Source organism: Xanthobacter autotrophicus ATCC 700552, from assembly GCF_043194565.1.
In the GTDB taxonomy this organism is placed as follows: domain Bacteria; phylum Pseudomonadota; class Alphaproteobacteria; order Rhizobiales; family Xanthobacteraceae; genus Xanthobacter; species Xanthobacter autotrophicus_F.
Genome location: NZ_JBAFVS010000006.1, coordinates 33,706 through 47,489 on the forward strand (window position 1 = coordinate 33,706; position 13,784 = coordinate 47,489).

General features: G+C 66.8%; 15 protein-coding genes and 2 tRNA genes. 9 read left to right on the forward strand and 8 right to left on the reverse strand.

All coding sequences use genetic code 11. The features are described from left to right. Positions 1-137 precede the first annotated feature (137 nt). From V5F48_RS08190 to V5F48_RS08205, 4 genes are all read left to right on the forward strand, one after another. Entirely contained in the window at positions 138-1,646 is a 1,509-nt protein-coding gene (locus tag V5F48_RS08190) for a carboxypeptidase M32 (RefSeq protein ID WP_394108190.1), read from the forward strand. Positions 1,647-1,885: 239 nt separating this feature from the next. Continuing rightward, a complete protein-coding gene (locus V5F48_RS08195) occupies positions 1,886-2,260 on the forward strand; it encodes a YciI family protein (RefSeq protein ID WP_394258301.1) in 375 nt (124 codons plus the stop codon). Next, on the forward strand, positions 2,257-3,516 hold the full coding sequence (locus V5F48_RS08200; RefSeq protein WP_394258302.1) for an RNA polymerase sigma factor: 1,260 nt from the start codon (positions 2,257-2,259) through the stop codon (positions 3,514-3,516). Before V5F48_RS08195 ends, V5F48_RS08200 begins: the two co-directional genes overlap by 4 nt. A 93-nt stretch (positions 3,517-3,609) precedes the next feature. Continuing rightward, on the forward strand, positions 3,610-4,047 hold the full coding sequence (locus V5F48_RS08205) for a VOC family protein (RefSeq protein ID WP_394258303.1): 438 nt from the start codon (positions 3,610-3,612) through the stop codon (positions 4,045-4,047). A gap of 13 nt (positions 4,048-4,060) precedes the next feature. Here the strand turns inward: V5F48_RS08205 and V5F48_RS08210 are convergent, their stop codons facing one another. After that, positions 4,061-6,019, reverse strand: a complete 1,959-nt coding sequence (locus V5F48_RS08210) for an ABCB family ABC transporter ATP-binding protein/permease (protein ID WP_394258304.1) — start codon at positions 6,017-6,019, stop codon at positions 4,061-4,063. Positions 6,020-6,025: 6 nt separating this feature from the next. Beyond that, positions 6,026-6,451, reverse strand: coding sequence for an ArsR/SmtB family transcription factor (locus tag V5F48_RS08215; protein ID WP_394258305.1), 426 nt, complete (start codon positions 6,449-6,451; stop codon positions 6,026-6,028). Between the two features lie 360 nt (positions 6,452-6,811). Here V5F48_RS08215 and V5F48_RS08220 point away from each other — a divergent pair, with 360 nt between their 5' ends. Continuing rightward, entirely contained in the window at positions 6,812-7,420 is a 609-nt protein-coding gene (locus V5F48_RS08220) for an LOG family protein (RefSeq protein WP_394108184.1), read from the forward strand. 320 nt (positions 7,421-7,740) lie between these two features. On the opposite strand, the gene V5F48_RS08225 is transcribed toward V5F48_RS08220, so the two are convergent. The 4 genes from V5F48_RS08225 to V5F48_RS08240 all read right to left on the reverse strand — a co-directional run bounded on the left by V5F48_RS08225 (position 7,741) and on the right by V5F48_RS08240 (position 9,023). Further along, positions 7,741-7,817, reverse strand: a tRNA-Arg gene (locus tag V5F48_RS08225). Between the two features lie 230 nt (positions 7,818-8,047). Next, positions 8,048-8,353: an ETC complex I subunit gene (locus V5F48_RS08230; protein ID WP_394258306.1), complete on the reverse strand. Its 306-nt coding sequence runs from the start codon at positions 8,351-8,353 to the stop codon at positions 8,048-8,050. A 112-nt stretch (positions 8,354-8,465) separates the two neighbouring features. Then, complete coding sequence (locus V5F48_RS08235) at positions 8,466-8,771, reverse strand: hypothetical protein (RefSeq protein ID WP_394258307.1); 306 nt, start codon at positions 8,769-8,771, stop codon at positions 8,466-8,468. 175 nt (positions 8,772-8,946) lie between these two features. Then, positions 8,947-9,023 (reverse strand) — tRNA-Pro (locus V5F48_RS08240). A 202-nt stretch (positions 9,024-9,225) separates the two neighbouring features. On the opposite strand from V5F48_RS08240, the gene V5F48_RS08245 reads away from it, so the two are divergent. Next, positions 9,226-9,510 carry a hypothetical protein gene (locus V5F48_RS08245; protein WP_394258308.1) on the forward strand — a complete coding sequence of 95 codons (285 nt, stop codon included), beginning with the start codon at positions 9,226-9,228 and terminating at the stop codon, positions 9,508-9,510. A gap of 63 nt (positions 9,511-9,573) precedes the next feature. Here the strand turns inward: V5F48_RS08245 and V5F48_RS08250 are convergent, their stop codons facing one another. After that, the gene (locus V5F48_RS08250; protein WP_394258309.1) at positions 9,574-10,413 is read right to left on the reverse strand and encodes a transporter; all 840 of its coding nucleotides are present in this window, start codon (positions 10,411-10,413) and stop codon (positions 9,574-9,576) included. Positions 10,414-11,037: 624 nt separating this feature from the next. On the opposite strand from V5F48_RS08250, the gene V5F48_RS08255 reads away from it, so the two are divergent. The 3 genes from V5F48_RS08255 (at position 11,038) to V5F48_RS08265 (ending at position 13,166) form a co-directional block, all read left to right on the forward strand. Next, the gene (locus V5F48_RS08255; protein WP_394258310.1) at positions 11,038-11,874 is read left to right on the forward strand and encodes a hypothetical protein; all 837 of its coding nucleotides are present in this window, start codon (positions 11,038-11,040) and stop codon (positions 11,872-11,874) included. A gap of 105 nt (positions 11,875-11,979) precedes the next feature. Next, positions 11,980-12,636: a chromate transporter gene (locus tag V5F48_RS08260; protein ID WP_394258311.1), complete on the forward strand. Its 657-nt coding sequence runs from the start codon at positions 11,980-11,982 to the stop codon at positions 12,634-12,636. Then, the gene (locus V5F48_RS08265; RefSeq protein ID WP_394108177.1) at positions 12,633-13,166 is read left to right on the forward strand and encodes a chromate transporter; all 534 of its coding nucleotides are present in this window, start codon (positions 12,633-12,635) and stop codon (positions 13,164-13,166) included. Before V5F48_RS08260 ends, V5F48_RS08265 begins: the two co-directional genes overlap by 4 nt. 63 nt (positions 13,167-13,229) lie before the next feature. Here the strand turns inward: V5F48_RS08265 and V5F48_RS08270 are convergent, their stop codons facing one another. Next, complete coding sequence (locus V5F48_RS08270) at positions 13,230-13,784, reverse strand: DUF192 domain-containing protein (protein ID WP_394258312.1); 555 nt, start codon at positions 13,782-13,784, stop codon at positions 13,230-13,232.

The following is a 13,784-nucleotide window of genomic DNA, read 5'->3' on the forward strand; positions in this document are numbered from 1 at the left end:
CTTTTTGCCTCGGCCCTGGCGGGTTCAGGCGCGCTCTGCGGCGCCTGCATCGGGGGCTTTTCTTGGCCGGCGCGGTTCTCTACCGTCGCGCCATCGCTTTCGAACACGGCCATCCGGCCATCGGGATTTTCAGAACCATGAGCGCATATTCCGAGCTTTCCGCCCATTTCACCCGCACCGCCGCCCTCGGCAATGGCATCGGCATCCTGCAATGGGACAGCGACACCATGATGCCCAAGGGCGCCGCTGAAACCCGCGCGGAGAGTCTTGCCCTGCTGCGGGTGCTCCATCACGGCATGGTGACCGACCCCCGCATCGGCGACTGGCTCGCCACCGCCTCCGGCGAGGACCTCGGCCCCTGGGAACAGGCGAACCTGCGCGAGATCGAGCGGCAATACACCGTGCAGACCGCCCTGCCCGCCGATCTCGTGGAGGCCGCGAGCCGCGCCTCGTCCAAGTGCGAGATGGCGTGGCGCAAGGCGCGCGCCGAGGCCGACTTCCCCGCGCTCCTGCCCGATCTGGAAGAGGTGCTGCGCCTGCAGCGCGAGATGGGCCAGGCCAAGGGCGAGAAGCTCGGCCTCTCCCCCTATGACGCGCTCCTGAACGACTACGAGCCGGGCGGCCGCGCCGCGCGCATCGACGCTTTGTTCGACGATCTCGCCCAGTTCCTGCCCGCCTTCACCGAGCAGGTGCTGGAGGTGCAGGCCCGCCGCCCCGCGACGCCGCCGCTGTCCGGCCCGTTCGCGGTGGAGGCGCAGCGCGCCCTGGGCGTCGAGATGATGAGGACGGTGGGCTTCGATTTCGACCGCGGCCGGCTCGATGTCTCTACCCATCCCTTCTGCGGCGGGGCCGACAACGACGTGCGCATCACCACGCGCTACGACGAGGCCAATTTCTCCAAGGCCCTCATGGGGGTGCTGCACGAAACCGGGCATGCCCTCTACGAGCAGGGTCGCCCGCACGACTATATCTTCCAGCCGGTGGGGCAGGCCCGCTCCATGAGCGTGCATGAGAGCCAGTCCCTGCTGATGGAGATGCAGGCCTGCCGCGGCCGCGAATTCCTCACCTTCGCCGCCCCCCGCATGCGCGCCGCCTTCAATGGCGCCGGACCCGCCTGGGAGGCCGAGGCCCTGTGGCGGTCCTATACGCGGGTGGAGCGCGGCTTCATCCGCGTGGATGCGGACGAGGTGACCTATCCCGCCCATGTCATCCTGCGCTATCGCCTCGAAAAGGCGCTGATCGGCGACGAGATGAAGCTTTCCGACCTGCCCGGCGCCTGGGCCGACGGCATGAAGTCGCTGCTCGGCGTGGTGCCGCCGGACGACCGGCTGGGCTGCCTGCAGGACATCCACTGGCCGAGCGGCGGCTGGGGCTATTTCCCCACCTACACCCTCGGCGCCATGACGGCGGCGCAGCTGTTCGACGCCGCCTGCACGGCCGACCCGTCCATCCTGCCGGGCATCGCCCGCGGCGATTTTGCGCCCCTGCTGGCCTGGCTGCGCACCAACGTCCACAGCCAGGGCTCGCTGCTGGAAACCGACGCGCTGCTCACCCGCGCCACCGGCCGGCCGCTTGACGCCTCGGTGTTCAAGGCCCACCTCGTGCGCCGCTATGGCGGCGAGATGGAGCAGCATCAGGCGGCGTGAGCATTTGCCGTTTGGGAAGGGACGCGTCCAGACCCTTCCTCGGCAAAGCTTTTCGATCTTTGCTTCCGCCTGTCGGTCATGGGCATACTCCCGCGTCCTAGTGGATCAACCGAAACGGATGGAACCCATCCGTTTCGAAAAGTTGATCCACCAGATCAAAGGGTTGTGGTTCGACCGCGACAGATGGGTTCCATCAGTCGCGGTCGAACCACAAGGACAAGACGACGGGAGCCTTGCCCATGATGTACGCCATCCTCTGCTACCATGAAGAAGACGTGGTCTGCGCCTGGAGCAAGGCGGAGGACGACGCCGTCATGGCGAAGCTCGCCGTGGTGCAGGAGCGCCTGATCAAGGCGGGCAAGATGGGCGCCTCGCTGCGCCTGCTGCCCACCACCGCCGCCGCCACCCTGCGCAAGAGCGAGGACCCGCCCCTCGTCATCGACGGGCCGTTCGCCGAGACCAAGGAGCAGTTGCTCGGCTTCTATCTGGTGGACGCCGCCGATCTCGACGACGCGCTCGCCATCGCCCGCGAGCTTGCCGCCGCCAACCCCGGCGGCGCCTATGAAATCCGGCCGGTGGGCCAGTTCTTCCCGGACCAGCGGGTGGCCCCGTGACCACGCCGGCACTCGGCGATCCGGCCTGGATCAACGGTGCGCTCACCGCCGCGCGACCCCAGGCCGTGGCCGCCCTGCTGCGCTATTTCCGCGACCTCGACACCGCGGAGGAAGCCTTTCAGGAAGCCTGCCTCCGCGCCCTGAAAACGTGGCCGGTGAACGGCCCGCCGCGCGATCCCGCCGCATGGCTGATCCTGGTGGGCCGCAACGCCGCCCTCGACGGGGTGCGCAAGCGCGCGCGGCACGATCCCCTGCCTCCGGACGAACAATTGTCCGACCTCGACGACGCCGAAGCCGGCCTCGCCGAACGGCTGGACAATTCCCATTATCGCGACGACGTGCTGCGCCTGCTGTTCATCTGCTGCCATCCCGAACTGCCGGTAACCCAGCAGATCGCGCTGGCCCTGCGCATCGTTTCCGGCCTGTCGGTGAAGCAGATCGCCCGCGCCTTCCTCGTCAGCGAGGCGGCCATGGAGCAGCGCATCACGCGGGCCAAGGGCCGCATCGCCAGGGCCGACGTGCCGTTCGAGGCGCCGGGTCCGGTGGAGCGGGCGGAGCGGCTCGGTACCGTGGCGGCCATGGTCTACCTCATCTTCAACGAAGGCTATTCGGCCTGTCCCGACCCGGATCGCGCCACCCTGTGCGACGATGCCATCCGCCTCGCCCGGCTGCTGCTGCGCCTCTTCCCCACCGAGCCGGAAATCATGGGGCTCAACGCGCTGCTGATGCTCCAGCACGCCCGCGCCGCGGCGCGCTTCGACGCCGACGGCCGCGTGATCCTGCTGGACGCGCAGGACCGCTCCCGGTGGGACCGCGCCCGCATCAGCGAAGGCCTCGCCCTCATCGACAAGGCGGTGCGTCACCGCCGGCCCGGCGCCTATCAGGTGCAGGCGGCCATCGCCGCCCTCCACGCCCGCGCGCCCCGGCCGGAGGAGACGGACTGGGCGCAGATCGACGCGCTCTATGCCACGCTGGAATATCTCCAGCCGTCCCCCGTGGTTACGCTCAACCGCGCGGTGGCGGTGAGCAAGGTGAAGGGGGCGCAGGCGGCCCTCGCCATGATCGAGCCTTTGGCGCCGCAGCTTTCCGGCTATTTCCACTATTTCGGCGCGCGCGGCGCTTTCCTGCTGGAGCTGGGGCGGCGGGCGGAGGCACGGGAAGCCTTCGACCGTGCCATCGCCCTCGCCAACACGCCGGCCGAGGCCGACCACATCCGCACTCATCTCGACCGGCTCATGGCCGAGGCCGGGACCTGAAAAAAGGTCGCGGCCGGCTGTCGGGACGGCGGCCTGCGAGACGTTCTTGAAGCACGGGCGCCCCCTTTCAGGGGCTTCAGGAGGAGAAAGATCATGTCCGATACCGCCGAGACGACTACTCCCACGGCCGATTTCAGCGCAATGCCCCCGGTGAAAGGTGGCGTCACGGCCTACCTGACGGTGGACGGCGCCATGAAGGCGGTGGAATTCTACAAGAGCGCCCTTGGCGCGGAACTGGCCTTCGCCATCCCCCCGGATGACAGCGGCCGCACCATGCATGTGCACCTCTACATCAACGGCAGCTCGGTGATGCTGGCCGACCCTTATCCCGAATATTGCGCCGGCCCGGTCGAGGCGCCTGGCGGCTTCAATCTCAGCTTGCAGGTCACGGACACGGACGCGGCATTCGAGCGGGCGGTGGCGGCGGGGGCGAGCGTGATGATGCCGCCGTCCGACATGTTCTGGGGCGCGCGCTACGCGCAGGTGCGCGATCCGTTCGGCGTCGTCTGGGCCTTCAACCAGCCGCACTGATATCGCACCCGGCTCAGCTCACCGCGCTGACCTGCTCCCCGCTGATGCCTTCCTCGTCCGGGTGCCCGGCCTCGGCCACGCCGAGATCGGCCGCCTGCGCCCGGGCGAGGGCCATGGCCGCGTCGTCCGCCTCGCGCTGGCGGTTCCACAGCGCGGCGTAAAGGCCGCCGCGGGCCAAAAGCTCCGCATGGCAGCCGCGCTCGGCCACGCGCCCCTCGGCCAGAACGAGGATCTCGTCCGCCGCCACCACGGTGGAGAGCCGGTGGGCGATAACCAGGGTGGTGCGCCCCTCCGACACCCGCTCCAGGGCATCCTGGATGTCCTTTTCCGTGTGGCTGTCGAGGGCGGAGGTCGCCTCGTCCAGCACCAGGATGGGCGGCGCCTTCAGGATGGTGCGGGCGATGGCGACGCGCTGCTTCTCCCCGCCCGAGAGCTTCAGGCCGCGCTCGCCCACTTCCGTCCGGTAACCCTTGGGGGTGGCGCGGATGAAGCCGTCGATCTGGGCGAGGCGCGCCGCCTCCTCCACCTCGGCGTCGGAGGCGCCGGCGCGGCCGTAGCGGATATTGTAGCCGATGGTGTCGTTGAACAGCACCGTGTCCTGCGGCACCATGCCGATGGCGGTACGCAGGCTCTCCTGCCGGACCGCGCGGATGTCCTGCCCGTCGATGGTGATGCGGCCGGACGAGATGTCGTAGAAGCGGAACAGCAGGCGGGAGAGCGTCGACTTTCCCGCCCCCGACGGCCCGACGATGGCCACCGTGCGCCCCGCCGGCACCTCGAAGGTGACGCCCTTCAGGATTTCGCGGCCCGCGTCATAGGAGAAGCGCACATTCTCGAACCGCACCGTGCCGCCCGACACCACCAGGTCCTGAGCTGAGGGCTGGTCCTTCACCTCGGGCGCCACCGCCAGCACGGCGAACATGGCCTCGATGTCCACGATGGCCTGCTTGATCTCGCGATAGATGAAGCCGAGGAAGTTCAGCGGAATGTAGAACTGCACCATCATGGCGTTGATCATGACGAAGGAGCCCACCGTCTGCCGTCCGGCGCGGATGTCGAGCACGCACATGACCATCACCGCCGCGAGGCCGATGGAAAAGATCACCGCCTGCCCCGCGTTCAACCAGGCCAGCGAGGTGTAGGTGTTCACCGTCGCGGCCTCGTAGCGGGCCATGGAACGGTCGTAGCGCTGAGTCTCCCAGCGCTCGGCGCCGAAATACTTCACCGTCTCGTAGTTCAGCAGGCTGTCCACCGCCTTGGTGTTGGCGTCGGTATCGCTCTCGTTCATCTCCTTGCGGATGGAGAGCCGCCATTCGCTGGCATAATAGGTGAAGAGGCCGTAGAGCAGCACCGTCACCGCCACCACCGCCGCATAGCGCCAGTCGAAGGCGAAGAAGAGCACGCCGATGACCATGGCCAGCTCGACGATGGTGGGCGCCAGCTGCAGCACCAGCATGCGCACGATGGTCTCGATGCCCGAGCGCGCCCGCTCCAGCACGCGGGTGAGGCCGCCGGTCTTGCGCTCCAGATGGAAGCGCAGGGACAAGGCGTGCATGTGCTCGAACGTTTCGAGCGCGAGGCGCCGCACCGCGTTCAGCGCCACCTTGGCGAAGATGCCGTCGCGCAGCTGGGTGACGCCGGCCATCAGGATGCGGCCGAGGCCGTAAGCAAGCGTCAGCGCCACCGGGGTGCCGACCACCAGAGCCCAGAAGGCGGGCGATGGCGCGCTGCTGCCGCCCGAGGACACCTCGGCGGTGAGCGCATCCGTCGCCCATTTGAACAGGAACGGCACCGCCAGCGTCGCGCCCTTGGAGGCGAACAGCAGCACGAAGGTGACGATGACGCGCGCCCGCAGGTCCGCCCGGCCAACGGGCCACAGGTAGGGCCAGAGGCCGCGGACCGTATCGAGGAGCGCGTCGGCGGAAACGGCCGGCCGGCGCGGGCTGGCGGCGGGGGGAGGCGATTGGGACATGATGGCCTATCGGTCTTCGGTGCGGCCCGCAGGCGGCGCACAACACGCCCCGGTCGGCATCAGCGCCGAGAACAGGGCATCGATCTCTCCCTTGAGCGCGGAAATGGCTTCCCGGTCGAGGCAGTAGGCGGAGCGCTGGCCTTCGGTCCGGCTCCGGATCAATCCTGAATCCGTGAGGACCTTCAGATGTTGCGAGACGGTGGACTGCGCAAGGGGCAGCCCGCGGACGATCTCGCCGCACACGCAGCGATCCTGGCCGGCGAGCGTCTCCAGCACCCGCAGGCGCACGGGATGGGCCAGCGCCCGCAGGCGCTCCACAAGGGCCGAACGATCCTCAAGGGCCGAGCGATCCTCAAGGGCCTGCCCGGATGGCAGATCCTCCGTGTCGGCAGGGCTGGGGATGCCGGGGCGGGGAACCGGATTCTTATTCATCGTTTATCGGCGATAGCCGATGAAGATGGCGACTTCAAGCCCGCTTGTCACCGCAGCCGGGTGGCTCTCCCACCGTCACGCCATCGTCGCAGCCGCGGGCTAGAGCACGCGCCGGTCAGATTGCATCGCAACCTGATCTTATAACGCGTTCTCTATCGTTCAGTTCAAAGCACGCGCCGGTCAGTCTGCATGCCAGCTGGTCGGGGGTCGCAATTCCCTTTGCGGCGGCTCGGCCCGGTGGAAGCGACCGGAGCGGCGCCTCCGGTAGCCGAGGCACGGGAAAGGATCACGGGCTTCATTCTCGCGCGCCCTGACCGTTCGCCACGTCCCACACGGCGTCGAGTTTGCTAAAGTGCTCCCATGGCTAGAATCGAAAGTGTGTGCGTCTATTGCGGCTCCGCATCCGGCTCGGATCCGCTGTTTGCCGAGGAAGCGCGCCGGTTCGGGCAGATCCTCGCGGCCGAAAAAGTCCGCCTTGTCTATGGCGGCGGCGGCATCGGGCTGATGGGGGAAGTGGCGAGCGCCACGGCGCTGGCCGGCGGGGCCGTCACCGGCATCATCCCGCGCTTCCTCATGAATCGCGAGCGCGCCTTCGCCCATGAGGCGGAGATGATCGTGGTGGAGGACATGCACGCCCGCAAGCGGCTCATGTTCGAGCGGGCGGACGCCTTCGTGGCCCTGCCCGGCGGCGTTGGCACCTTGGAGGAGCTGGTGGAACAGCTCACCTGGGCGCAGCTGGGCCGTCACCGCAAGCCCATCCTCATCGCCAATATGTCAGGCTTCTGGGACCCGCTCCTGAGCCTCATCGAGCATATGCGATCCACCGCCTTCATCCGCGAGACGACGCCGGTGGAGATCCTCGCCGCCGACCGGGTGGAAGACATCCTGCCGCGGCTGCGGGAAGCGGCCGCCGCCGTGCCCGAGCGCGTGCTTCACGCGGCGGACGGCGAACTCGCCGACCGCATGTGAGACGATGACCCTGAGACCATGACCCTGAGACGACGAGCCTGAGACGACGACGCCATGCGCCAGTCCGGGCGCCGGCCAGAGCTTCAGCTGCCCGGCTGGTCGAGCGCGGCGATGGCGACCATGAGAACCGAGCCGAGCAATACGATCGTGACGACGTTCTGCATGTCCTTCCCCTCTTGCTGCATCGCGGCACGAGGGGATTAGAACAAAGACGCAATTTTGTTGCAATGCACAAAAAGCCGCAACGGGCAGGTCCGCCGGGGTGCGCTGCCGCGCCCTGCGCGGCTGGGGTGCGCTGCCGCGCAGAGCGCGGCAAGGAATGGCGACCCCGGCGTGACTCGAACACGCAACATCCCGCTTAGAAGGCGGGTGCTCTATCCGGTTGAGCTACGGGGCCAGCGTTTCGCTTTTAGTTCGTTTTCGGGCGAAAGGGATACCGGCTACACCACAAAGGTGGAAGCCTGACGCACCGGAGCGTCACGGCACCGGGCGAAAGCGCGCGGGGTCCTACCTCCAGAAAGATCGGGCACAGGGGACGACGATGCCTCCCGCGGGCTCGATCGATCCGATCGCCAGCCGGCCCAAAGGGTCAGCAGGCCAAAGGTCAGCAGGCCTGCGGCTTGCCCCTCAGTGGGTCCACTGGCCCACGCGGGTGAAGGCGAAATTGTCCGAATAGGCCATGCGCCGGCGGCTCGCCTCGTGGGGCTCGAACACCTGGAAGGGGATGCCGCGCTTCTGCGCATAGGCCACCGCCTCTTCCTTGGTTTCGAACGTCAGGCGAATCTGGCTGCGCATGTCCGCCGAGGACGTATAGCCCATGAGCGGCTCCACCATGCGCGCATGCTCCGGCTCATATTCGAGCAGCCAGAACCGGGTCTTCCCCACGCCCGACTGCATGGCGTTGCGCGAGGGCTTGTAGATGCGTGCGACCATGATGCTGAACCCGTCATACGAGGTCGCGCGCCCCTCGCCCGCGACCTCTCCCGTCTATAGTTAAGCCGCGCGGCACTGACAACCGAGCGGACCGGCGAACGACGCGGCCCCCTCAGCGCAGCACGAGGCAGCCCGCCGCCGCCTGGGCCGATTCGGTGGCCGTGGCGTGGGCGACCTTGCCGGACATCACCAGGCTCCGCGTCTGCTCGGTCACCACGGCCCGCCCATCGGCGCCGGGCACCAGCAGCGGCGCGCTCGATGCGTAGATGGCCTTGGCCTCGGGCGCCAGCTTGGTGGCGCAGCGGTCGGCGGCCGCCTTGTCGGCAAGGGCCGCCGTGCCGGACAGGAGGGTGCCCACAAGACCCGCCGCGATGACGCCGCCGAAACCAAATGCCCTTGCCGCCTTCTTGATCGTCATGCACGCCACTCCCTCGCATCCGCCCGCGCCGGGCGGGGCTGGACGCTTTGAGCCGCAGTTGGGCGCGGAATGCAAGCCCGGACCGCGGGAGGCGTCGAACACCGGAGGTGATCGGTCGGAGGACGAGGACGCAGGGAAAGGACGCAGGGCAACGACGAATGGACGATCGAAAAGATGGTCGGAGCAGCAGGATTTGAACCTGCGACCCTCTGCTCCCAAAGCAGATGCGCTACCAGGCTGCGCTATGCTCCGACGGCTCTGTCGCCTGCGCTGTACGTATCGTTTCAGCGCGGGCGACGCAAGGTTGCGCCCGCAGACCCGGATCGCCACGGCGCGTCCCGCTTGATTTCCGCGGCCGGCGCGCCGAAAGCTCAAGACGCTGCCGGCGCTTCCCCGTTTCGGGTGCGCCGGGAGATTTGGATGGATGTATTTGCTCTTCGATGGGGATTTTCAGATGGCGTCCGATACCGAGCTGTCCGAATGGCTGAGCTCGATGACCAAGGCGCTGGGCACCGCCCAGGCCCACACCATGGTGCAGCATTTCATTCTGCGGGACATCGTGATCCAGCTTGCCGGCCAGCACGACAGGCCGGAGGCGTTCGTCGCCTCCATGTTCGAGCGGGTGAGCATGCTGGTGGATCAGTGCGAACTCGCCGGCAAACCGGAGATCGAGGCGGAGATGCGCTGGTATTCTGAATCCTTCTTCACCACCGCCGGCAAGGCGGTGGGGCAGCCGTGACCTGAGCCGCTGTTTTAAAAAAGGGAACCCGGCCGGCGGGGCATCCGGCCAGCCGGGTTGCACTCACTTGTGGAGCATGGCGGTCTGCGTCGGCGGGGGATTCCACAAAGGAATGATCACGCGCCCCCAGACCCGGGTGTCGTTGCCGCCGTAGTTCTGCTGGTAAACATCGGTGGTAAGATAAGCTTGCGTGATCACCGGCCCGAAGTCGTAGCCGATGAGTCCGCCCACCGCGAACTGGCTCTGTTTCTGGTAATAGGCTGTGGGATTATTGAGGTCCGTCGAGTAATAGGCCACCGGACCGATCTCGAACTTGCCGAACTTCTTGGTGGCGGTGAGGTCCACGTTCAGGAAGTTGGGATTGATGGTGTCCGTCACGCCCTGCGCCTGGATGCCCCAGATGGCATTGGCGGTGAGGTTCCAGCCATCGGCGGTATAGCTCACCGCGAAGCGCTGGTTGAAGGAGGTGGAATCAAAGGCCACCCCGGTATTCACCCCCAGATAGAACCCGGCCAGATAGCTGAAGCCGAAGCCGTTTCCGAGATCCCAGGCGATCTGGCCAGCAAAGAAGGGATTGTAAAAGCCGGACGTGGACGGCCCGTTGTCGACGTTCACCTCGATCATCGGCACGGCCGTGAGCAACTGGATACGCCCGCCGAACAGGAAGACCGGCGTCGCCCAGGCTAAAACCGGGATGGTCACACCCACGCAGGTGGATTCCGGCGAGGTGTTGCGGCACCCCCAATCGGCCGTATTCACGAAATAGGCGCCCTCCGGCAGGGGAGCGCCTACGGCGAGACCCACCGTTTCACCGGGCTGGGTGACAGATCCCGCTTGAGCGGGCGTTGCCAGCGCGGCAAGCGACAACAAGCCTGCCGTCGCCATTCTTGCGAATGTCGTCATGATTTTCCTCCGAAAGGCGTGAGCCCTTCCCGGGTCCCACCGGCGGGCTCTTCGCGGACGCTTCCTCAAGCGCTTTTGCGCTGGACTCTTGTGGTCCGAAGGAGGATCGAGCCCCCTTGCGGCTGCTGCAGCGGACGGCCCGCAATCAGGCGGACGTACCCTTCCTTCTGCTCCCCGATCGTGGATCGGAGGGCACGCGCTTGCGTGGGGAATGCTGCGGCAGCGTGTCACGACCTTGGCGGCGCGGGGATTTACCCGCTTATTGCCGCCCGAGACCTTCGAGGTTGTCCGGCCATCCCGGCACCGGATCCTTGAAGCCGAAGCAGGGTCTTATATAGCCCAGAATTTGGGCACCAGCCACATGGTTCACGTTCGCGCGAGCATCGTGCCGACTAAAAACAGCTCACTGTTGCGCATCTGTCACAATGACCATAGGTCACCCTGAAGTGAAGCCAAGAGACAGCGGGTGATAGCGGGTAACAGCGGGTGACAGCCTGACGGAAGAGTGGACTTCTCCCGCAACCGGACGGAAGCTGCTGAAAGCTGGCTCAGATTCCCTCCGCGTGGGAGCCGGAATCGCTCATTTCGCCTGTTTTCACACCCTAACGCGGTACGGGTCCCCCCATGCAGGACATCCACTATCGGGAATATAAAATCCTCCTGCGGCCCGAGCAGTTCTACGCGCCCAAACGGTTCGAGGACTATTGGAACGAGGTGAAGAGCGTCGCAAAGAAGCATGGTGTTGGCGTCACCACCAATGACAATGCCTTTCAACGCATGGTGCGCGAAGTTCTGTTCTACGACACGCCTGATTATGACCTCTACAAGAACTCGTTCATCATGCGTAAACGTACCTATTACGATGATGGATGGCCGCGCCCGGAGCACGAACTGGCGGTGAAATACCGCAGCCCAGACCGGGTGAAGTGCACTGCAGTGGATATGGTGCCGCGAATCGTCGGCCGGGTGGAGGTGAAGTTCAAGGAAGAGATCCTGCCGCTCAAGGACACGCTCGGCGGCTTGCGTTCGCTCTATTCCCACAATTGCATTGTGATGTCGCCGGGCGTGGTCCTCAGTCAGGCATTGAAGAACATCACCACGGTGTTCCCTGCCATGTCCTGCGTGGACGTGGATGGCGATACCGAGGTCGATCTCGTCAACAACATCGCGGTGGAAGAGATTCAGGTGGACCCCGGCCACTTCGATTTCGGCCACGGCTTCGACGCCAAGGCCACCATCGCCATCTGGCGCAACCGCGCCTCGGAAACCTCGCTGGTGGGCGAGTTCGCCTTCCAGGCCAAGTTCCAGCACTACGACGAGGTCCACCAGAAGGCGAAGCAACTGTCCGAGGACTTCTTCCGCGACGTGCAGACGCTGGCGCCGGAATGGGTCCAGCTCGGCACCACCAAAACCGCCATGGTCTACGGCATCGGCGCAAAGCAGGTCGCGCACAGCGAATGAACCCGGGCGGCGCCTGCGCCGCCTGCGCCCGTCCGCCCCGATCTGCCTCACCCCATCTGCCTGCCCCCGCCTGCCCCCCGCCTGCCCCATCGCGCCGGAGCCGCCATGAGCGCACCACAGCCGCCCGTCTCGCCCGAAGCCGCCCCGGCGGCCGCTCCCGTCGTCCCGCCGGTGTCCATCGTCGAGATCTTCGTCACCTTCCTCGTCATCGGCGCCACCAGCTTCGGCGGCGGCGTGGTGGCCTATCTGCGCAATGCCCTGGTGGTCTCCAAAGGCTGGCTCGACGAAGAGCAGTTCATGACCGCGCTTGAAATCTCGCAGGCCCTGCCCGGCCTCAACGCCACCAACATGAGCGTCATCGTCGGCGACCGGTTGCGCGGCCCCGTGGGCGCCATCGCGGGGTTCCTCGGCATGACCCTGCCGGGGGGGCTGCTGGTGTTCGCGCTCGGCGTCTTCTATGCCTCGAATCACGGCAACCCGGCCATGCACAGCGTGCTCGCCGGCATCGGCGCATCCTCCGTGGGCCTGCTCGCCGCCGTCACCCTCCAGATCGGCCACAAGCAGCTGGAACACCTCACCGAAATCGCCCTGGTGGTGATCACGGTGGTGATGGTGAGCTTCCTCCACATTTCCCTTCTCGCAGTGCTGCTCACGGTGCTGCCGCTCGCCCTGTTCATCTACAGGCCGCGCAGCGGCGACGGTCCCAAGATCACCGGTCCCAAGATCACCGGTCCCAAAATCACCGGGGAGAAGGCACCATGAGCCAGTCCAATACGGACCTGAGCCTGCTGGGCGTCTTCTCCCTGTTGTCCTTGCTGGCCATCGGCGGCGGCACAGCGGTGCTGCCGGAGATGAAGCAGCTCACGGTGGGCGCCCACCAGTGGATCACCGACAGCCAGTTCCGCGACATCTACAGCCTCGGCCAGGTGGCGCCGGGACCCAACATGCTGATGGTGATCGTCATCGGCTATCATGTGGCCGGCACGCCAGGGGCGCTCATCGCCTTCACCGGCTTCTTCCTGCCGGCCTCCACCCTCGCCCTGGGGGCGTCACGCCTGTGGAACCACTTCGAGGGATCGCCGTGGCGGCTGGCCCTGCAGAAGGCGCTGGCCCCCATCGTGGTGGGCCTCATGGCGTCGGGCATGATCGCCATTGCCCGCACCGCGATCACCGGCACCGAGACCACGCTGCTGGCCATCGCGGTTTTCGCGCTCATCTATTTCGGGCCGAAGATCAACCCGGCGCTGCTCATTCTCGCCGGCGGGGCGGTGGGCTACCTGACGCTCACGTAGGGTCGGTGCCGACCCGCAGACGGCGCCTGCTGAACCGCCGACCGCGCTGAACCGCCGACTGCGCTACTTGCCGGAAAACACCGGGTGCGCCACCCGGTCGCCGGCGGCGATGCCGAGCTTGCGTGCCTGGCCGCCGGCGATCTCCAGCACCGCCCGCACCGGCTCGCCGGAGGAGATGGTCTGCGTGGACAGCGGGGTGGTCATGGCAGCGATGCGGGCGATGCTCCCGTCGGCCCGGATGAACAGCATGTCGAGGGGAATATAGGTATTCTTCATCCACATGTAGACCGGCTGGTCCACCTTGAAGTCGAACAGCATGCCCGCCCGCTCGCCCAGTGACTTGCGATACATGAGGCCGTTGGTGCGCTGCTCGTCGGTGCGCGCGACCTCCACCTCGAATGTCACCACGCCTTTGGCGGAGGTGATCTCCAGCGCCTCCAGGCTGGTGGCCTGCGCCGCCGGGGCCGGCTCCGCCAGCGCGGGTGCAAGGGGGGACAAGGCAAGCGCAAGGACGAGACTCACGCGGGCGAGACTCGCCCAGCCGGGACAAAAGCGACCCGACGATCCACGACCCTTCGGCGCGGAGACCGCGCCGGTCTTCACGATGGCGAATGGCAT

What these genes read in the sequence shown, in the direction of transcription:
- V5F48_RS08235 (WP_394258307.1), bottom strand. Translation starts at nt 8,771, where the DNA reads ATGACGATCAAGAAGGCGGCAAGGGCATTTGGTTTCGGCGGCGTCATC.
- V5F48_RS08260 (WP_394258311.1), top strand. Translation starts at nt 11,980, where the DNA reads ATGAGCGCACCACAGCCGCCCGTCTCGCCCGAAGCCGCCCCGGCGGCC.
- V5F48_RS08255 (WP_394258310.1), top strand. Translation starts at nt 11,038, where the DNA reads ATGCAGGACATCCACTATCGGGAATATAAAATCCTCCTGCGGCCCGAG.
- V5F48_RS08210 (WP_394258304.1), bottom strand. Translation starts at nt 6,019, where the DNA reads ATGTCCCAATCGCCTCCCCCCGCCGCCAGCCCGCGCCGGCCGGCCGTT.
- V5F48_RS08195 (WP_394258301.1), top strand. Translation starts at nt 1,886, where the DNA reads ATGATGTACGCCATCCTCTGCTACCATGAAGAAGACGTGGTCTGCGCC.
- V5F48_RS08270 (WP_394258312.1), bottom strand. Translation starts at nt 13,784, where the DNA reads ATGCCATTCGCCATCGTGAAGACCGGCGCGGTCTCCGCGCCGAAGGGT.
- V5F48_RS08250 (WP_394258309.1), bottom strand. Translation starts at nt 10,413, where the DNA reads ATGACGACATTCGCAAGAATGGCGACGGCAGGCTTGTTGTCGCTTGCC.
- V5F48_RS08245 (WP_394258308.1), top strand. Translation starts at nt 9,226, where the DNA reads ATGGCGTCCGATACCGAGCTGTCCGAATGGCTGAGCTCGATGACCAAG.
- V5F48_RS08230 (WP_394258306.1), bottom strand. Translation starts at nt 8,353, where the DNA reads ATGGTCGCACGCATCTACAAGCCCTCGCGCAACGCCATGCAGTCGGGC.
- V5F48_RS08190 (WP_394108190.1), top strand. Translation starts at nt 138, where the DNA reads ATGAGCGCATATTCCGAGCTTTCCGCCCATTTCACCCGCACCGCCGCC.
- V5F48_RS08220 (WP_394108184.1), top strand. Translation starts at nt 6,812, where the DNA reads ATGGCTAGAATCGAAAGTGTGTGCGTCTATTGCGGCTCCGCATCCGGC.
- V5F48_RS08205 (WP_394258303.1), top strand. Translation starts at nt 3,610, where the DNA reads ATGTCCGATACCGCCGAGACGACTACTCCCACGGCCGATTTCAGCGCA.
- V5F48_RS08215 (WP_394258305.1), bottom strand. Translation starts at nt 6,451, where the DNA reads ATGAATAAGAATCCGGTTCCCCGCCCCGGCATCCCCAGCCCTGCCGAC.
- V5F48_RS08265 (WP_394108177.1), top strand. Translation starts at nt 12,633, where the DNA reads ATGAGCCAGTCCAATACGGACCTGAGCCTGCTGGGCGTCTTCTCCCTG.